The following is an 18,989-nucleotide window of genomic DNA, read 5'->3' as shown; positions in this document are numbered from 1 at the left end:
ACTCATTTAAATCACTTTGCTATTAAGTACAAATTGATTCTTAGAGCGAACCAGATTGCTTGGCAGGAGCTTAAAAATATGGCAGCTTAAAATTGACCGTGCGTAACATGAGTTAATAATATAAAAATAATAAAAAATGGATAATTTTTTTTCTACTAGACTAGCTAGGAGCCGATATGAAATATGCTGTGACCTTTTGTGCGACTGATGAAAAGGCTGAATCTAATCCTATGTGGCATGCTTGTGTTTTATTCTCCAAAATAGATGAAGAAAGCAATAAATTAGAAGTAGTTGACAATTGGGGTTTTTATGGTCTTCCTTCAACAGGGGCTCCAGATTCCTTGCTTAGAAAGCTAAAGCTTAGTTTAAGCATGGATGTAGATCTTAGCGGGAATCATGGTAAATGGCGTCATGAAGAAACGCGGTTTTTAGATAGAGGAGAGGGTTTACATGGCCGGACCTTTGAATTAACTGAGGAGCAATTTCTCGCTTTTCAAAAACATTTTCGCACCTTAGAACAAGAGGAAAATGCTGCAATTACAGAAATAGCCGCCTTTTTGAACTTAAAACCTAAAGCAAAACCTAGAATTTATGCTTATGAAGATCACTCCCCCCTTATTTTTGCTATCGAGAAGTTAAAAGCGAAAGAGGAGGGGCGTAAGTCCCGTCTCAACCCCTTTGGTTTGAGTATTGGTTTAGATTTATTTCCCCCCCTACCTCACATTAGAAATTCCGATACCTGTAAATCGCAAGCCCTCTCAGCTTTGCGCAGTGCACGTACTGAGGCGGGTGAGCCTATTCTTAGCAAGACACAGGTTGATGAGCTTACTGCACAAGGTAAACATCCTTCAGTGCCGCGGTTTAGTGGTCCAAAAATGGAGGATCTTCGTTTACACAGCACCGGTCCTTTAGCTGAGCATACTAAAAAATCAGGGAAAAAAATCCATTTTCGCAATAATGTGGGAATAGATGGGGTGCGCCTATTCTGGACTTTACCACCGCAAAATGCCGATTTTTTAACTAAGGAATCTGCAGCCTTATGCAAAATAGATAGCGAATATACCTCACAGGTAATTAGTTTAATCACTAAATTACAGCGTTTAGAATGGGTTTTATATGATGCGATGGTCCCTGAGCAATATAAAAAGCATAAAGAGAATTTGATTAATGCGCTGGTTAAGACTTATGAAGGATTCGCGAAAGTACTACCTAAGCGAGATGATCACAAAATTGAAGGCTGGTATGGTTGGGGCTTAGGTTTACTATCACTGCCACGAAGTGCTGCCGAACATGAGCTGCGCGAGAAAATGGGCAATGCGCGAAGTCTGCTTAATTCGATTTATATGGCTATAGTGGATGGTTGGCACTTAGAGGCCGATGCGACAAGCAATGAAGATGATTATGAAGCGGTAGCCGCCTATTTAGAGGAAGCTGATAAAAAAGCGATCTGTAAAATTTTGGGGCGGAATTACCTAGATCCTCATAGTGATGTGGAACTTTCAGCGGATGATGAGGGCGCTTTGGTTGCTACCGAGAACGATTACCTGGCCGATGATGAGCGAGCAAGGAGTGAACAAAGTCTTTGTGCACAAGTAGGGCGGTAAGGAGAATATTTGCCAATCAGGCATATGGGGTAGGCTTTATGAACCACGAGTAAGTGGTAACTCGAAAAACCGTCATTGCGAGGCAAGCCAGTCAATACATTATAAGACAGATTGTAGTGAACTGCTTCATTTGCTCGCAATGACGAAGTCCTTGCTCTATTTCAGAAAAAAGATATAGTTTTAACGTTAGATGCAAAAAGAATCTTACTGTCTTTCTAGCTGATGCAACATTAATCTATTAAAAAAAAGAAACCGAACCGAGAAGTTTATTCCTCAGTTCGGGTGTTTTTTCTGACTTAGAGCGACGGAAAAACCAGGATTAGGCAGACATTGCCTTAACACGAGCAGCTAAACGGCTTTTAATACGGGCTGCTTTATTTTTGTGAACTAAGCCTTTGCTAGCGGCTTTATCAATAATAGGTTGAGCTTTTGCGAAAGCAGTGCGAGCAACTTCTACATCACCAGCTTCAACTGCCTTTAGTACGTTTTTAATATAGGTGCGGAACATAGAGCGCGCACTTGCGTTGTGTTGACGCAGTTTTACGTTTTGGCGAGCACGTTTGATCGCTGACTTAATATTTGCCACTTAAAAATCTCCACTGATTCAGATATACAAAAGATATTGATCATGCACAATGAGTTAGAATTTGTCAATATCCGCAGGGTGTAACTTTAATAATTTCAGTATATCATAGTATAAATTTTATTATTAGATGTATTTTAAAAATGAATGCGACTGACACTATGGTCCCCAAAAGACAAAGTTTACTGCGATCAACCTCTTTAGTTTCCATCATGACGTTTATGTCACGGATGGTGGGGTTTGTCCGTGATATGGTTTTAGCTAATTTTTTTGGTGCTCAGGCGGGGATGGATGCCTTTTTTGTGGCTTTTAGAATCCCTAATTTTATGCGCCGTCTTTTTGCCGAGGGCGCTTTTTCGCAAGCCTTTGTCCCCGTTTTAGCGGAATATCAAAAAACGCGTTCTCCAGACGATGTACGTACCTTCATCGCCCGTATTTCCGGTCATTTAAGTTCTATTTTAACGCTGGTAACGATTGTAGGCATCATTGCCTCCCCGTTGATTATTTTTCTATTCGCCCCGGGTTTTAGTCAAGGCGGGGTTCGGGCTGAACTAGCAACTGCAATGTTACGGATTACCTTTCCTTTTTTAATGCTGGTTTCATTGACGGCCATGTCAGGCGCGGTTTTAAATACTTATGGTTATTTCGGGGTGCCAGCCTTTACCCCGGTGCTGCTTAATATCTGTATGATTGTGGCGGCACTTTATATTTGCCCTCATTTGCCTACACCAGTAGTTGGCCTAGCTTGGGGAGTCCTTATTGCCGGCATAGTGCAATTTCTTTTTCAATTACCCTTCTTGCATCAACGTCGTTTATTAGTAAAACCACAGATTGTACGTAATGATCCTGGCGTAACCAAAGTATTAAAGCTTATGATTCCTGCTTTATTTGGTGTTTCTATCGCGCAATTGAATTTAATGGTAGACAGTATTTTTGCATCATTTCTGCAAATAGGCAGCGTTTCTTGGCTGTATTATACGGATCGCTTAGCCGATTTTCCTTTAGGAGTTTTTGGTGTGGCGATTGCTACCGTTATTTTACCGCATTTGTCCCGGCGGCATGCTGAGCAAAGCATAGAACATTACTCGCGTGCGCTAGACTGGGGGCTGCGCTCAATTTTATTAATCGGCATCCCCTCAGGAATTGGCCTCTCTTTGTTTTCCATGCCCTTAATTGCAGGTTGTTTTGCCTATGGTAAATTTACTCTCATGGATATTGTGCAAACTCAAAAAAGCTTGATTACCTTAGGATTGGGTGTTCCTGCTTTTATGATGGTAAAAGTCTTAGCCTCTGGTTTTTATGCCCAGCAGGATATCAGTACACCGGTGAAAGTCGGAGTATGGTCTATGATTATTAATACCATCCTATGCGCCGTATTTATTGGTTTTTTTGCTCATGCGGGTTTAACTTTAGCTTCTGCTTTAGCGGGTTATGTTAATTGTGGTTGTTTATTCTTTTTATTAGTTAAACGTGGCGTATTTAAACCTTCTCCAGGTTGGTTTAAATACAGTATGCAATTGATTATTGCAAACTGTGCAGTGGCCATTTATTTGTATTTGATGATGGGGACTATAGAGTATTGGTTAAGTTTCTCTGCGATAATGCGCTTATCACTTTTATTAGTGCATGTATTTGCGGTAGTGGTTATTTATTTATTGGTTTTAGGGCTCTTAGGCCTTCGGTTTAAGCATTTCCGGGGGCAGGTTAAGGATTAAAAATGAAAGCAGATTTATTTTTTAAGCTAGATGCAGTACAGGCCACTCCTATTTATTTATTATCCCCCAGTCAATGGCAGGATAATTTTGCCCAATTCACCAGCGCGGAACAAAATTATTTTAGCTCGCGCCAATTTAAAGCAGCACCAGGTGAATCCTGTTTTACTTATAATGCGGATGGTTTAATAGAGAAAGCATATATTGGTTGCGGGACGAGCTCTTGCGAATCAGCTTTAGCTCAAGCCGCTTTACTCCTGCCACCAGGTATCTATGAAGTTGCAGGGCAGGTTTCTGCGCAAATGGCACTCGCTTGGGCCTTAGCGCAGTATCGTTTTACGGAATATAAAAGCTATGAGCTTTCTCCGCGCCAATTGCTTCTTAAGGAGTCAATGTTAAGAGAGGTTTTGAGCTTAGCTGATGCTATTTTTCTAGTGCGCGATCTAATTAATAAACCCGCCAATCATATGAGCCCCCAGCATTTAGCAGTCGTCATGCAAGAGCTTGCCCATAGCCATGATGCGCATTTTGAACAGTGGGTAGGGGATGAATTAATTGAGAATAATTTTCCAGCGATTCATGCGGTAGGACGGGCTTCCATTCATGCTCCTCGCTTACTTTCTCTAACTTGGGGAAGTAATGTAAATCCGCGTGTGACTTTAGTAGGCAAAGGTGTGTGTTTTGATTCCGGTGGCTTAGACATTAAACCTTCCTCGGGCATGCGGTTAATGAAAAAAGATATGGCAGGAGCTGCTCACGTCATTGGGCTTGCGCAATGGATTATGCAAAAGCAGTTGCCAATTCGGTTACAGGTATTGGTTCCGGCAGTAGAAAATGCGATAGGCCCTGATGCTTTTCGTCCGGGTGATGTGCTTAGCATGAGAAATGGGCTTACGGTTGAAATTGATAATACGGATGCGGAAGGGCGTTTAATTTTGGCCGATGCCCTAGTTAAAGCCTGTGAAGATAAACCGGAGCTATTAATCGATTTTGCAACGTTAACTGGCGCGGCTCGCACGGCCGTAGGTGCGGAAATATCGGCATTATTTTGTAATAATGATGAACTTGCCGCCCAGATAATAAATAGCTCCAATGAGGTAAAGGATCCGATTTGGCGCTTGCCTTTGTTTGCTGCCTATGAAGATCTGCTGAATTCAAACATAGCGGATATGGCCAATTGCAGTACTTCGCCTTATGGCGGCGCGATTATTGCAGGTTTATTTTTGCAACGTTTTGTGAGCAAAACTACAGCTTGGTTGCATTTTGATATGATGGGTTGGAACCTTTCTAATAAACCAGGTAAGCCAGAAGGGGGCGAGGCGATGGCTTTGCGTGCGGTGGCCCATTATTTAGAACAAGTTTATGGATAAGGAGATAGCCATGTTTGTTACTTTTACCTCAGAAGCCTATGAAAATATTACTTATTTTCATAGTGTAGCGAAACAATTAATCCTGTTAATGGAACATAGTGGTGCAATTCCCGGGGCAATCAAAGCGGCTGACTTGCCGCATGCTTTAGCGAATTTAAAACATGGTTTACCCCATCAAGATGTTGCGGCCCCCGCAGACGAAGACGATGAGCCGGAAATCAGTCTAGCGAAACGTGCTGTTCCTTTAATTCAGTTACTTGAAGCCTCAATCAAAAAGAATTGCGATGTAGTATGGAGTGAGGATAAGGCTTCTGGCTATAATTAATATTTTTCTTAGGTAGCTACTAAAGGGCGTGAGTGAATAACTCACACCCTTGAGCGCGGTATTCTTTATAATGAAGCCGGCTTTTCTCTTTTGCTTCTTCTTTATTCACTACCAACTCAATTACACGTTTGAATTTGGGGTAAAAGGGAGGGATGTGGTGGCTAAGATTTAATAAAATATCATTGAATCCACGCGGTTCTTTATTATAGCCAATATGAATTGCTGGTGGTGGCTCAGGACCCTCTCCCTCTAAATTATGAGGGATAAAGGAATCGTCTTTAAAGGTCCATAGTAATTCATCAAGTGTTTCTGCTTCGTGTTGATTACTACAATAAACAAAAACACGATGCCCTTTTAAATAAGCCTTTTCCAGCAAACGACAAGCAACCAGCCAATGGGCATTAGGCTGGTCATCGCTTAATAAATAAAAATCAACTCTCACGGGCAATATGTCTTATCAATTGGGTTAATAAAGGGACGGGGCGTCCAGTCGCATTACGTTTTTTTCCTGACACCCAGGCAGTTCCTGCGATATCTAGGTGGGCCCAGCGGTATTTTTCAGTAAAACGGGATAAAAAGCAAGCCGCGGTAATACTTCCTGCGCTGCGATCAAAACCCGCATTAATCATATCAGCCAAGGGGCTGTCTAAAGCGTCTTGATAAGCCTCATCCAAAGGCATGCGCCAGATTTTATCTTGGCTTTCTTTTGCTGCCGTTTCTAGTAGTTTGGCTAAGTCTTCGTCTTTAGTCATATAACCTGAGGCCACATTGCCAAGCGCTACGATAATTGCGCCTGTCAAGGTAGCGATGTCAATGACGAATTTTGGATTGTAACGTTCGGCATAAGTTAAGGCATCAGCTAACACCAGGCGCCCTTCAGCATCAGTGTTAAGAATCTCGACGGTTTGTCCTGACATGCTAGTAATTATATCACCTGGTTTAACCGCGCTACTTCCTACTAAGTTTTCAGCACTAGCAATAAGGCCAATAATATTCACCGGAAGCCTTAGTAAGGCGCACGCTTTTATTGTGCCTAAAACGCTGGCCGCACCGGCCATATCGTATTTCATTTCATCCATTGCATTAGCGGGTTTTATGGATAACCCCCCCGAGTCAAAAGTGATACCTTTGCCCACCAAGATGATAGGTTTTGCATCAGGGTGTCCTTTATAGTGGATATCGATAAGACGAGGTGGTTGGGCGCTACCTTGAGCTACCGCAAGAAAGATCCCCATGCCCAATTTACTGATTTCTTCAGGGCCCATGATGGTGCAGCTTATTTCGTCAAATTGGTTTTCTAACAGCTGAGCATGTTCCGCTAAATAAGAAGGAGTACAAATATTAGCAGGCATATTGGCTAAATGACGTGCGTACTCTACGCCCGCGACAATAGCTTTAGCGGTATGTAATACCTGCTCACTGGCTTTCGGCACATAGAAGTCAATGGCGGCTAACTGATGCACTTTCGCATTTTTCTTTTTAAAATCGAGTAGTTGATAGCGTAGGTGATCAATTTGTACAATCATTTGCTCTAATTGCCATTCTGCTGTTTCCTGGGCAATTTGCGGCAAACACAAGGTTGCAGTATTAAAGCGTTGTTTAATAAGCGCTTCGGTAATATCAGCAATCCGCTTTTGTAAACTAATTGCAGTGAACTCATCCCTTTTCCCACACTGCACTACTAATAAACTATGGCCGTCGATGTCTATTTGCCAGGCCATATCACCTGCGTCCGGCGTCCTTTTCATTAATTTATTAATGATGCCGTGATGTTCCTTATTAATTGCTTGAGCAAAATCCGGTAGGTCCAAATCAGAGTGTACTCCCAGTACAAAACATTCATTAGCAGTTAAGGAAGGTTTTTGCGTAAGTCCATAATGCATTTTGTATTCCCGCAGTGATAAAAGAGTTAGTGTACATAATCTCAAGGTATATTGAAACTGACGTTTAGCAAGCCAGCCTTTTATGGTATTCTAAACAATTAAATTGCAAAGACCTTCCTCATTTAATAAGGGTATTGAGTGATCATTTTCCGTTACTTAGCTAAAGAAGTGTTTATCACTTTAATTGCCTTAACAGGCATCTTGATGCTTATTTTTTTAAGTAACCAATTCGTTCAATACTTAAATAGAGCTGCTTCAGGTAATATTCCTGGCATGATTATTATGAAGCTCATGATGCTAGAAATGCCAAACCTTATGGGCCTTCTTTTACCCTTAGGTTTTTACATGGCTATCTTACTCGCTTATGGCCGCTTATATGCTGAAAATGAAATGACTATTCTACGTGCCTCAGGCTATGGTCCTAACAAACTATTAACGCATAGTTTTCTTATGGCATCAGTTGTGGCCTTAATAGTGACTATTGTGATGATGTGGGCTAGTCCTTACATCGCCATTGAGCGGGCGAAATTATTACGTTCAACAGGAATCAAAACTCTAATTCAAACGATTATGCCGGGACGATTTCATGCGATTAATTGGGGATTACAAGTCTTCTATGTGCAATCTATGAACCGTGATCATAGTCAAGCTGAACAAGTGTTTCTTGCTAAAAAAACCGTTGCTGCGGATAATAAACTACAATGGGATATCCTGTGGGCTGATAAAGCCTATTCTGAGCATGATATTCAAACCAATGAAGAATATATCGTGTTAGAAAAAGGGCATGAATACCAAGGGATTCCTGGGCAAGCGAATTATCAAGTCGCTGAGTTTGCTCAGTATAAAGCACGCCTTCCTCACCCAGTAGTTAAGCTTAATGATGATATAAGAACAGCAAAAACCAATACCTTGTGGCCACTAAATAATCCGGATCGGGCGAAAGCTGCAGAATTACAATGGCGTATTTCTATTCCTTTGATGGTTTTTACACTTACTTTAGTGGCAGTCCCCTTAAGCCGGGTGAATGCACGAGCTGGAAAATTTTCTAAGCTACTTCCTGCCGTCATTATCTATATCTTTTATGCCAATTTTATGTTTTTAGCCAGAAATGCTATTACCTCAGGAAAAATCCCTCTCTGGATTGGCATGTGGTGGATTCATCTCCTTGTGGCTTTTTTGGGTTTATTTTTTATCTGGCGTAGTAGGGTGACTTTGGGATGAGTATGCGTATTTTAGATCGCTACATTGCCAAAACAGTCCTCTCGGCGATTGGCTTAGTCACCTTAATGTTAATCGGTTTACAATTATTTATTCTTTTTGTAAACCAATTAGAAGATCTGGGCAAGCTTGATTATGGTATGTGGCAAGCTACAGTTTTTGTTTTGTTACAGATGCCCTACCAAGTATATTTATTTTTTCCGATGGCTAGTCTTTTAGGCTCATTAATCGGTCTAGGGCTCCTTGCAAATCATAGTGAGTTAGTAGTGATGCGTGCTGCAGGAATGTCTATCGGGCAAATTACCAATGCAGTATTAAAGGCCGCCTTATTAGTTATCATTTTGATTACTTCAATTGGGGAGCTTGTAGTCCCTGAGTTAGCCCAATTTGCCAATGACTATAAAACCGCTGCTTTAACCGGGGGACAGACCCTAAGAACTGCCCAAGGCGTTTGGGTGCGCTATGGAAACGATTTTATCTCCATCGGTCAAATTTCGCCTAATAAGGTATTACGCGACGTCTATCAATTTCGTTTTGACAATGAACACCATTTACAATTGGCACGTCAAATTAAGACTATTCGTTTTACAGGGCAAACCTGGATTGCCACTAAGGTGAAGCAAACCCAGTTTTTTAAAGATCATACTAAGGCTACTCAATTACACTCTATGGTGTGGGATGTCGCTATTAAACCGCAAGTGTTAATGATTAGTAGCGTGGAGCCTGATGAGATGACTTTGCATGAGTTAAATCGTTATTTGCGAGAGCAAAAACGCAGCAAACAGAATGTCCATGTGTATAAGTTGGCTTTTTATCAACGCATCATCCAGCCTTTTACCACTATGGTCATGATGATGTTAGCTATTCCCTTTATTTTTGGCCCTTTACGTTCCTCTACAATGGGATCGAAATTACTTGTTGGTGCTACAGTAGGATTTGGTTTTCATATAATCAATCGTTTCTTTGGACCAGTGAGTACCGTTTTTCAATGGCCGGCTGAATTAGCAGCACTAGGCCCGACCATTGTGTTCGCGGGTCTAGGTTTGTATCTTATGAAAAGAGTACGTTAAATGATTGGTATCAAACACAGCTTGGAATTAATAGTTAATCCCTTTTTTATCATTTTTTGCTTTATTTTAGCCAGTGCAATTGTTCTTAAAATGAATAAGTCTTTGCCGAAAGTTCGTCGCCTTCTTTGGGTTTTAATTATTTTTTTTATGGCCTTTTGTACTGGCTGGATACCGCGTTATTTAACCGAGCGTTTAGAGGCTAATTATTCGGTAGTGCAATTTCCCGATCCAAAAGTCAAATGGGTCGTGGTGCTTGGCGGCGGTCATCATGAACGTGAAAATCTACCCGCCAATGATTTACTTTCGGGCGCCAGTATTAAACGATTAATTGAAGGCGTACGGTTATTAAAAGACCTACCACAGGCCAAGCTCTTATTATCAGGTGGTGGTGATGACAGCCGTTTTACAGAGGCTGCCTTATTAAAGCAACTAAGCCAATGGTTTTTCATCTCCCAAGAGCGAATTGTATTAGAGCCTCATTCTTTAAATACAGAAGCACAGGCGCGCGCCCTTGAGTCTTTGGTACATCAAGAGCCGTTTTATTTAGTAACATCAGCAATTCATATGCCTCGCGCTATGTTTTTATGTAAACGGCAAGGGCTAGCTCCCATTCCTGCTCCCAGTGATTTTACCTTTTTTTGGTATGATCATGATCAAGCGAAGATGTTCATCCCTAATATTTATAATCTTTACTATTCTAATATTGTTTTACATGAGTTATTGGGTCGTGCATGGGCTCAACTGACGTTTAAAACTACCAACGCTCATTAAGGTTCACAATTTAAATAGGGGCAGCGTATTTGTTTGCTAATAAAATGTTTAATGTTTTCTGTACAGCCGTCTAACATTTGTTGTTTTATTTGCGCATGAGTAATAAATATATTTGAATTATTAGGAAGTTGTGCGCACACTTGCAGCATGGCAGAATCAACACAGCGCGATACACAGGCATTGAATCCTTCTTCTGTACTATAGGATATAAAAGGCAGTGTTGCGGGATCTACAAGTGAGGCGCAGACTTCAGCATCAGAAGCTAGGCTGCTCTTGGGTATGTGGCTTATTCGCGTAGTTCTAGTGGTAAAAAAAAGAGCAAGTAGGATGACAACTATTAAAATACTAAGCAATTTATTTAATGGATTCTTCATTTATTGTCATTCAAAAAAAACAACTTAATGTGGTTTCGTCTGTTGATAGCGAATTCTAGATCCAAATTACAATAAATTCTCTGAAAATGACACCCTAAAAAGCTTAATTTCTATTTTTCTTGCTTAAACCACTTGCCCTGCAGCCCAACCTGAAGACCAAGCCCATTGGAAATTATAACCACCTAACCAGCCATTCACGTCCAAAGCCTCACCAATAAAATAAAGTCCGGGGACGTTTATAGCTTCCATGGTTTTGGACGAAATGGCATTACAATCTACCCCACCTATAGTAACCTCAGCAGTGCGATAGCCTTCAGTTCCATTAGGTTTAATCGTCCATTGTTGAAGGATTTGCGTAAGGAGGCTGCAATCACGGTTGGACAGATCAGCAAGCTTCTTTTCTGCAAGAATTGCCGGAATAAAAACGTCTATTACCCGTTTAGGTAGATAAGAAAATAAAAAAGAATTAACTTGTTTATGGGGATGTGCGAGCCGGGCTTCTTTTAATAAAGCATCTAGATCTTGATCTGGAAGCAAATTAATTTCAATCGTCTCTCCTGGATACCAATAAGAGGATAATTGCAGCATTGCAGGACCACTTAGACCTCGGTGAGTAAATAAACTATGCTCCCGAAATTGAATTCTTTTATTGCGTACATGACTATCAATGCCAATACCTGATAAAGAAGAATAGCATTCTTTTTCTTTTACATCTAAAGTAAAGGGGACTAAGCCGGCGCGGGTCGGCCATACTTTAATTGCAAATTGCTCCGCAACTTTATAAGCGAAAGGGCTGGCGCCCATTGTTGGGATAGACAAGCCTCCGCTGGCAATGACTAAGGACGTGCAACGCAATTGACCTCTACTACTTGCTATCTTAAAAAGATGTTGATCCAATTGCTCAATTTTCTGAATTTCGCTCAGGAGTTGAATGTTTACATTTGCTCTTTCATTTTCTTTAAGAAGCATGTCGACAATATCTTTTGATTTGTTATCGCAGAATAATTGGCCTAAGGTTTTTTCATGGAAAGGGATACGGTGTTTTTGCACTAAATCTATAAAATCCCATTGGGTGTAGCGACTAAGCGCGGAAATAAAAAAATGGGGGTTATTGGACCCATACTTCTCTGGCTCAATATAATAATTGGTAAAATTACATCGCCCGCCACCCGACATTAAAATTTTTTTACCCGCTTTATTCGCATGATCTAAAACGAGAACTTTGCGTTTACGTTTACCCGCTTCTAGAGCACACATAAGACCTGCAGCACCGGCGCCAACAATGATCACATCATAATCTTGCATAAAAGTGGTTTATTTTTAACCTGGCATAGGAAAGTGGGACACTATAAACTAAAATGAAGGTTTTATATAGGGTGTTACTTTTGGGTCAGCACTTAAACGTTGGGGGTAAGTAATCAATTCTATTTTTGCCAGCCGCGAACGTTTTTTGATTTCACGTTCTAAACGCATTGCTAAGGCTTTATCACCTTGAATCAGCCAGGATTGCGCAATTTTTATGGGTTTAAAACTGCGGGTATATTTGCATCGGCCGCTGCCATCTAGGTGCGCTTGATAACGTTTTTCTAAGTTATCTGTATAACCCGTGTAATAACTTTGATTAGAGCAAAGGAGGATGTAAACCCAATAGTTTTTATTATTCATCCTGTCATTTTTGCCTAAGTAATGATGGCTTATACTAGCAAAGCGATGGGTAAATGCCTATTAATTTATATGCAGAGCTTAAGCTTGTGCACTTTTAATTAATGATCGAGCCATTGGCTGTTTCAATAAAGTCATCCCCTTCGGCTGTGGTTTGAATCGATAAGCTATTATTGATTTTTACAGCGGTATTTTGGCCGATAATATGCAGTTGGTTTATTGAATTCGGGCAAGCAAAAAGCACGCTGTTGCAGGATAGGGCTAAAAGCGTGAAGCTGGCTAGCGATAATGTTATATTGATAGATTTAGAACTGAATATGGTCCTCATTTTATTCCCCCTGCGACTTAAGTCTGTGATGATATCTGATCAACAGAGCCATCATTCCGGTGTCTTTTTAAATTCCTTTCTGATTAAATTGTAGACTCACTGCTTTGGGTTTTCCAATTTTATAGGGTGGACGGCAATCTTTGCTGCTGACAAAAATTGACAGTGCGGCCTTGTATTATGCTTGTATTAATTAAATGAGAGATCAACAATGAACGAGCCACAATTAGTTGAAAAACCAAGTTTTACCCTTGCGGGACTTAGTATACGCACCTGTAATCGCGATGAAATTAATCCAGCAACAGCAAAATTAACCACATTTTGGCAGCAATTCCGTAAGGAAAATATTCCTGCTCAAATTCCGGGGGCTATAGCCAATTCGCCGGTTTATGGCGCCTATTCTCATTACGAATCGGATGCATCAGGCTATTATACTCTTACCGCAGGAAGTGAAATAAGCAATAAAAAAACCATCACAGGATATACTTGCCTACAGGTCCCTGCCGGCCGATATTTAGCTTTTTCTGCTAAGGGGGAAATGCCTGGAATCCTTATTAAAACTTGGGAGCAAATTTGGGACTATTTTGCGTTCGAATCAGAATATACGCGAACCTTTAATATTGATTTTGAGTGTTACCCCAGTGCAGACGAGGTCGCTATTTTTATTGGAGTTAATTTAACTATAAATCGCTAACTTTTTGGTCGAATCTGCAAGGCAATTACTACAAAAATCATCCTACTTCTTGAGGATTGCTTTTACTTAGCATTTGTATCTTACCCGCACTATGTACTAAAATTTAATAAAAGCTAATTCAAAATTAAGGATGATTTATGACCGAATTAGATGTTTTAAAACTCTTTTATGATGAAATAGTTTTGCGTGGCGTAACTCGCGATCAAGTTTTTTTAACGCTTGAAGAGGAGGCTGCTGAGGTCTTATCAAAAAAACTAGGGCAACCTGTTTTAGTCAACCAATTACAACGTTATGCGGATATTTGTATCGCCAATGAATGGTTAGAGCGAACTACCGCAGATCCCTATTATAAATATTTATCCTTAACTGAAGCTGGTTTACAAGTCTTTTTAGGCGCTCAATACAGTTAATTTATCATAAATACCGGACTGATGAGGGTGAAGGGTATTATCTTTAGTTAAAACTCGGTAAAATGCATCACTTTATCTTTTTTTTGTTGTCATTATGCCAAAACGAACTGATATTAAATCCATCCTTATTTTAGGCGCCGGTCCCATTGTCATAGGTCAAGCTTGCGAGTTTGATTATTCGGGCACCCAAGCGGTACGTGCGCTTAAAGAAGAAGGCTATCGCGTTATCTTAGTGAACTCCAATCCAGCAACCATCATGACTGACCCCGAGTTAGCGGATGCAACTTATATTGAACCCGTACAATGGAAAGAAGTGGCTCGAATTATTGAATTGGAGCGTCCCGATGCCTTATTGCCGACGATGGGTGGACAAACAGCGTTAAACTGCGCCCTAGATTTAGTGCGCGAAGGCATATTAGCCAAATATTCGGTGGAAATGATTGGCGCAACCCGCGAGGCAATTGATAAGGCTGAAGATCGGGAAAAATTCCGTCAACTAATGATAAAAATTGGCTTAGAAATGCCCCGTTCGGCGATAGCCCATAGCTTAGAAGAGGCTATACAAGTTCAAGCCCGCTTAGGTTTTCCGGCCATTATCCGTCCTTCTTTTACTATGGGGGGGAGTGGTGGGGGTATTGCTTACAACCGCGAAGAATTTGAAGAAATATGCATCCGAGGCTTAGAGCTCTCGCCCACCCATGAATTATTAATCGATGAGTCCGTTTTGGGATGGAAAGAATATGAAATGGAAGTGGTGCGTGATAAAAATGATAATTGTATTATCGTCTGCACTATTGAGAATTTCGATCCAATGGGGGTGCATACGGGGGATTCGATTACGGTTGCGCCAGCTCAAACTTTAACTGATAAAGAATATCAGCGGATGCGCGATGCTGCTATTAAGGTGTTAAGAGCAGTTGGGGTGGAGACCGGTGGTTCTAATGTCCAATTCGCGATTAATCCTGAAGATGGTCGCATGTTGGTGGTCGAGATGAACCCCAGGGTATCACGTAGCTCAGCTTTGGCTTCTAAAGCAACTGGCTTTCCTATTGCAAAAATCGCCGCTAAATTAGCGGTCGGTTATACTTTAGATGAATTAAAAAATGAAATTACCGGTGGCATAACCCCTGCTTCATTTGAACCTAGCATTGATTATGTAGTAACTAAAATACCTCGGTTTAATTTTGATAAATTTCCCCAAACACCCTCTACCTTAACTACCCAAATGAAATCGGTTGGTGAGGTTATGGCCATTGGGGCAAATTTCCAAGAGTCTTTGCAAAAAGCAATAAGAGGTTTAGAAATTGGGCGCACTGGCCTGCATTCGCTTTTCCACAAAGGTGATTTGGCTCGCCTAAGAGGGCACTTACGTGAGCCCACGCCAGATCGCTTGTGGTATATTGCTGATGCTTTTAGACAACAATTAAGCTTAGAAGAAATTCATGCAGAAAGCCGAGTTGATCCATGGTTCTTGGCGCAAATTGAAGAGCTAATCCAGCTTGAGCGTTCAGTATTTGGAAAATCCATTCATGAATTAGATAGGGTAAGCTTACAGCTCTTAAAGCGGCGCGGTTTTGCGGACGCTTATCTTGCTAAACTCATGTATTGCACCGAAGCCCAAGTACGGGAACGACGGCAGCAATTGGATATTCATCCCGTGTATAAACGCATTGATTCCTGTGCTGGGGAATTTCCTAGTGATACGGCTTATTTATATTCCTGCTATGCGAGTAGTTGTGAAGCTAAACCCAGCAAGAATAAGAAAAAAATAATGATTTTGGGCGGCGGCCCGAACCGTATTGGTCAAGGCATTGAATTTGATTATTGCTGTGTGCATGCCGCTATGGCTTTACGAGAAGCCGGTTATCAAACCATTATGGTAAACTGTAACCCTGAAACCGTATCGACGGATTTTGACACCTCTGATCGTCTCTATTTTGAGCCGGTAACTTTAGAAGATGTACTCGCTATTGTTGCGGTTGAACAACCTGAAGGCGTCATTGTTCATTACGGTGGACAAACACCATTAAAATTGGCCCAAGCTTTAGAAGAAAATGGCGTAAAAATTGTGGGTACTTCGCCTAATGCCATAGATATGGCAGAAGATCGCGAACGTTTTCAGCAACTAGTTCACGAATTAAAACTACACCAGCCAGCTAATGGTACAGTGCGAAGTGAAGATGAGGCTATCGAATTGGCTAATCGCATTGGCTATCCCCTAGTAGTGAGGCCTTCTTATGTTTTAGGGGGGCGGGCGATGGAAATCGTTTATCAAGAAGATGATTTACGACATTATTTATCGCATGCAGTGGCGGTTTCTAACGACTCACCCGTTCTGCTAGATCGCTTCTTAAATGATGCGATAGAAGTCGACATTGATGCTGTTTGTGATGGTGAGCATGTCTTAATTGGCGGTATTATGGAGCATATAGAGCAAGCCGGTATCCACTCAGGTGATTCAGCGTGTACTTTGCCGCCTTTTAGTTTAAGCGTCGTCGTGCAACAAGATTTGATTGAACAAATGCGACAAATGGCTTTAAAGCTTGGGGTCGTGGGATTGATTAATGCGCAATTTGCAATCCAGGCTGATGACATCTATGTGTTAGAGGTGAACCCCCGGGCTTCAAGGACGGTTCCTTTTGTCTCCAAGGCAACCGGCTTGCCCTTAGCTAAAATTGCCGCTTTATGCAAGATGGGTATTAGTCTAAAAGAGCAGGGATTAACGCAAACACCTCACCTGCCCTCTTTTTATTCAATCAAACTGCCGGTTTTTCCTTTCATTAAGTTTGCTGGGGTTGATTCTATTTTAGGACCAGAAATGAAGTCTACGGGTGAGGTAATGGGTATTGCCAAGCGCTTTGGACAAGCTTATGCTAAAGCGCAACTCGGTGCTGGTTCTAACATACCTAAACGCCGCCGTGCTTTTGTTTCGGTGCGTGATGCTGACAAAACCAGAGTGGGTGAGATTGTAAGACGTTTGATTGAATTGGGTTTTGAAATCATCGCCACTCGCGGCACGGCTTTAGTCTTGCAAGCAGCAGGCGTTGATTGTCGACGGGTATTTAAAGTAGCCGAAGGCAGGCCCCATGTGTTAGATTTCATTAAAAACAATGAAATTGATTTTATTGTGAATACTACGGAAGGCAAACAAGCTATTGCGGATTCTTTTCAAATTCGCCGCAATGCCTTGCAGCATAAGGTAAGTTATACTACAACTTTATCGGGGGCAGAAGCTGCTTGTTTGGCGATGAAATATGAAGATAGAGAAACGGTAACTCGTTTACAAGATTTACATTAGAGGTAATTATGAGTAAACATCCAATGACAGTACAAGGTGCTGAAGCTTTAAAAGCAGAATTAAACGAATTAAAATTTGTGGCGCGTCCACGAATTGTTGAAGCTATTGCGACTGCGCGTGCCCATGGCGATTTAAAAGAAAATGCTGAGTATCATGCGGCTCGTGAACAACAAAGTTTTAATGAAGGTCGAATCCAAGATCTTGAAGCAAAATTATCCCACGCTCAAGTTATCGACATTACAAAATTACCTAATAACGGCAAGGTAGTTTTTGGTGCTACCGTAACCTTATGTCATGTTGCAACCGACGCTGAAATTACTTATCAAATTGTGGGTGAGGACGAAGCCGATATCAAATTAAATAAAATATCTTACAGCTCACCAATCGGTAGAGGGTTAATTGGCAAAGAGTTAGACGATACTGTGACGGTCAATACTCCAGGGGGAATGGTGGAGTATGAAATTATAAAAGTAGACTATGTTTAATTAGTGTACTTAGAATGAAGGATATTAAGTCATGGCCTTTAGGCAGGCCTAGTCTAATTGCCTGGTAAAGCGGGTGCTTTATTAGCCTTCATTCGTTTTTACAACCCTTTTTTTCTTTAAATCGCGTCGGGCTGTCTAAGCTGCCTTAGAGCAGGTAGCTTTTTGGTACTTGCCGCACTTAAATCGCTGCTTTTCTCTCTTTTGACGCAGCTCCAGTCTGCGTCTTAGTCATAGAAAGGGAAGAACAGTTTTAAAGTGGCTTCATAGTCAGCTGAAGCAGCCAGATACTGATTAACTGCCAACCTAGGGCCTGATTACATCTTGATTTGCACGCTCTCCTTAGGTGTTTCATCTATTTGTTTTATTCGATACGAACTATCAGGAGCTTCATCTATTGTTTTTAGATGGTTTTTCAAGTCAGTAACGTCCTCTTCGGATAACTGTTCGCTTTTCCCACTGACCACTTTGCATAAACTACCTTCTTTGTTAAAGGCGTATTCGACTCTACTTCCCGCATTCAATTGCTTGAGAAATCTTGCCTTGGCGTTATCCGATTCCAATCCATTGACCTTAACGTTATCTTCTTTAAACTCAACTTTCAGCAATGCTTTCTGCTCATGCTGCATGTCATAGCCTTGTGCGAGTTTATTTAAAAGCTCCTGCTGTTTATTATATATTTTCATTTCCTTAGTGGTGGTAAAGAAATTAAGAAATTTTTGCCATAAGCTGTTTTCAACAGGGTTGGGTACCTGAATTTTTAATTGGTCATTCATTGCATCAATTATTTTATCCGCTGCGCTTACTAACTTCTTTCTTATGAGGGTTACTTTCGCTTTCTCATCCATCTCAGCAAAGAGATGGTCGGTATCATTGATTACATCTCTGGCAATATTTAATTCCCTTTGCGCTTCCACTAATCCAGGAATAGCTATATTGAGGCTTTCGGCATGCTCTACTAGTTGATTAAAAGCCTGCATAAACTCTTGAGCTTGCTCCATATTATCCATATCAAGAGTGGGCTGGATTCCCCGTATAGAGGTAATTTTTGCAATCTCTTCCATAGGGGTATTAAATTGCTCATGAAGTCTTAGCTAGGTCCGGGGATCTGGAACAAAATTCAGGAAAAATAAGAGCTATTCCCGGTTTGTTAGTTCATTCACCTTACTCTCAGAATGGCTTATCCACAAGTCCATAGGCCAGGAGAG

Annotated in this window: 19 protein-coding genes; 11 read left to right on the top strand and 8 right to left on the bottom strand. The window is 41.2% G+C overall.

Features of this window, described 5'->3' with window-relative positions; translation table 11 throughout:
• Nucleotides 1-176: 176 nt before the first annotated feature.
• Nucleotides 177-1,604 (top strand): hypothetical protein, encoded by a 1,428-nt coding sequence (locus ELY15_RS06790; protein ID WP_233586548.1) that lies wholly within the window; start codon nucleotides 177-179, stop codon nucleotides 1,602-1,604.
• Nucleotides 1,605-1,923: 319 nt separating this feature from the next.
• Here ELY15_RS06790 and rpsT read toward each other — a convergent pair whose 3' ends face one another.
• Complete coding sequence (rpsT, locus tag ELY15_RS06785) at nucleotides 1,924-2,190, bottom strand: 30S ribosomal protein S20 (protein WP_127098909.1); 267 nt, start codon at nucleotides 2,188-2,190, stop codon at nucleotides 1,924-1,926.
• A gap of 140 nt (nucleotides 2,191-2,330) precedes the next feature.
• On the opposite strand from rpsT, the gene murJ reads away from it, so the two are divergent.
• Genes murJ through ELY15_RS06770 form a run of 3 tightly spaced genes read left to right on the top strand, consistent with a single transcriptional unit; the run spans nucleotide 2,331 to nucleotide 5,594 of the window.
• Nucleotides 2,331-3,902 carry a murein biosynthesis integral membrane protein MurJ gene (gene murJ / locus ELY15_RS06780; protein ID WP_127098908.1) on the top strand — a complete coding sequence of 524 codons (1,572 nt, stop codon included), beginning with the start codon at nucleotides 2,331-2,333 and terminating at the stop codon, nucleotides 3,900-3,902.
• 2 nt (nucleotides 3,903-3,904) lie between these two features.
• The gene (locus tag ELY15_RS06775) at nucleotides 3,905-5,269 is read left to right on the top strand and encodes a M17 family metallopeptidase (RefSeq protein WP_127098907.1); all 1,365 of its coding nucleotides are present in this window, start codon (nucleotides 3,905-3,907) and stop codon (nucleotides 5,267-5,269) included.
• Nucleotides 5,270-5,279: 10 nt separating this feature from the next.
• Entirely contained in the window at nucleotides 5,280-5,594 is a 315-nt protein-coding gene (locus tag ELY15_RS06770; protein WP_127098906.1) for a DUF1840 domain-containing protein, read from the top strand.
• Between the two features lie 19 nt (nucleotides 5,595-5,613).
• Here ELY15_RS06770 and ELY15_RS06765 read toward each other — a convergent pair whose 3' ends face one another.
• Both ELY15_RS06765 and ELY15_RS06760 read right to left on the bottom strand, forming a co-directional pair.
• Entirely contained in the window at nucleotides 5,614-6,045 is a 432-nt protein-coding gene (locus tag ELY15_RS06765) for a DNA polymerase III subunit chi (protein WP_127098905.1), read from the bottom strand.
• A complete protein-coding gene (locus ELY15_RS06760) occupies nucleotides 6,026-7,477 on the bottom strand; it encodes a leucyl aminopeptidase (protein ID WP_127098904.1) in 1,452 nt (483 codons plus the stop codon). Before ELY15_RS06760 ends, ELY15_RS06765 begins: the two co-directional genes overlap by 20 nt.
• 138 nt (nucleotides 7,478-7,615) lie before the next feature.
• Between ELY15_RS06760 and lptF the strand changes: the two genes are divergently transcribed.
• From lptF to ELY15_RS06745, 3 genes are read left to right on the top strand one after another with little or no spacing between them, the layout of a single operon-like run.
• Nucleotides 7,616-8,698, top strand: coding sequence for an LPS export ABC transporter permease LptF (gene lptF / locus ELY15_RS06755; protein WP_127098903.1), 1,083 nt, complete (start codon nucleotides 7,616-7,618; stop codon nucleotides 8,696-8,698).
• Nucleotides 8,695-9,765: an LPS export ABC transporter permease LptG gene (lptG, locus tag ELY15_RS06750; RefSeq protein ID WP_127098902.1), complete on the top strand. Its 1,071-nt coding sequence runs from the start codon at nucleotides 8,695-8,697 to the stop codon at nucleotides 9,763-9,765. Before lptF ends, lptG begins: the two co-directional genes overlap by 4 nt.
• Nucleotides 9,766-10,536: a YdcF family protein gene (locus tag ELY15_RS06745; protein ID WP_127098901.1), complete on the top strand. Its 771-nt coding sequence runs from the start codon at nucleotides 9,766-9,768 to the stop codon at nucleotides 10,534-10,536. It abuts the gene before it with no gap.
• Here the strand turns inward: ELY15_RS06745 and ELY15_RS06740 are convergent.
• The 4 genes from ELY15_RS06740 to ELY15_RS06725 all read right to left on the bottom strand — a co-directional run bounded on the left by ELY15_RS06740 (nucleotide 10,533) and on the right by ELY15_RS06725 (nucleotide 12,900).
• Nucleotides 10,533-10,910 (bottom strand): hypothetical protein, encoded by a 378-nt coding sequence (locus tag ELY15_RS06740; protein ID WP_127098900.1) that lies wholly within the window; start codon nucleotides 10,908-10,910, stop codon nucleotides 10,533-10,535. The two genes, ELY15_RS06745 and ELY15_RS06740, sit on opposite strands and share 4 nt — an antisense overlap.
• 123 nt (nucleotides 10,911-11,033) lie before the next feature.
• The gene (locus ELY15_RS06735; RefSeq protein WP_127098899.1) at nucleotides 11,034-12,215 is read right to left on the bottom strand and encodes an NAD(P)/FAD-dependent oxidoreductase; all 1,182 of its coding nucleotides are present in this window, start codon (nucleotides 12,213-12,215) and stop codon (nucleotides 11,034-11,036) included.
• A gap of 48 nt (nucleotides 12,216-12,263) precedes the next feature.
• Nucleotides 12,264-12,575 carry a GIY-YIG nuclease family protein gene (locus tag ELY15_RS06730; protein WP_127098898.1) on the bottom strand — a complete coding sequence of 104 codons (312 nt, stop codon included), beginning with the start codon at nucleotides 12,573-12,575 and terminating at the stop codon, nucleotides 12,264-12,266.
• Between the two features lie 94 nt (nucleotides 12,576-12,669).
• On the bottom strand, nucleotides 12,670-12,900 hold the full coding sequence (locus tag ELY15_RS06725) for a hypothetical protein (RefSeq protein WP_127098897.1): 231 nt from the start codon (nucleotides 12,898-12,900) through the stop codon (nucleotides 12,670-12,672).
• A 208-nt stretch (nucleotides 12,901-13,108) separates the two neighbouring features.
• Here ELY15_RS06725 and ELY15_RS06720 point away from each other — a divergent pair, with 208 nt between their 5' ends.
• The 4 genes from ELY15_RS06720 (at nucleotide 13,109) to greA (ending at nucleotide 17,784) form a co-directional block, all read left to right on the top strand.
• Entirely contained in the window at nucleotides 13,109-13,591 is a 483-nt protein-coding gene (locus ELY15_RS06720; protein WP_127098896.1) for a GyrI-like domain-containing protein, read from the top strand.
• A gap of 137 nt (nucleotides 13,592-13,728) precedes the next feature.
• Complete coding sequence (locus tag ELY15_RS06715; RefSeq protein ID WP_127098895.1) at nucleotides 13,729-14,001, top strand: hypothetical protein; 273 nt, start codon at nucleotides 13,729-13,731, stop codon at nucleotides 13,999-14,001.
• A 94-nt stretch (nucleotides 14,002-14,095) separates the two neighbouring features.
• Nucleotides 14,096-17,299, top strand: coding sequence for a carbamoyl-phosphate synthase large subunit (carB, locus tag ELY15_RS06710; RefSeq protein ID WP_127098894.1), 3,204 nt, complete (start codon nucleotides 14,096-14,098; stop codon nucleotides 17,297-17,299).
• Between the two features lie 8 nt (nucleotides 17,300-17,307).
• Complete coding sequence (gene greA / locus ELY15_RS06705) at nucleotides 17,308-17,784, top strand: transcription elongation factor GreA (protein WP_127098893.1); 477 nt, start codon at nucleotides 17,308-17,310, stop codon at nucleotides 17,782-17,784.
• Between the two features lie 314 nt (nucleotides 17,785-18,098).
• Here greA and ELY15_RS06700 read toward each other — a convergent pair whose 3' ends face one another.
• Nucleotides 18,099-18,782: a hypothetical protein gene (locus ELY15_RS06700; protein WP_158617421.1), complete on the bottom strand. Its 684-nt coding sequence runs from the start codon at nucleotides 18,780-18,782 to the stop codon at nucleotides 18,099-18,101.
• Nucleotides 18,783-18,989 lie beyond the last annotated feature (207 nt).

It is taken from the genome of Legionella sp. km772, from assembly GCF_003989735.1.
GTDB lineage: Bacteria > Pseudomonadota > Gammaproteobacteria > Legionellales > Legionellaceae > Legionella.
The sequence above is the reverse complement of the archived record's forward strand: the minus strand, read 5'-3'. Positions and strand labels throughout refer to the sequence as shown.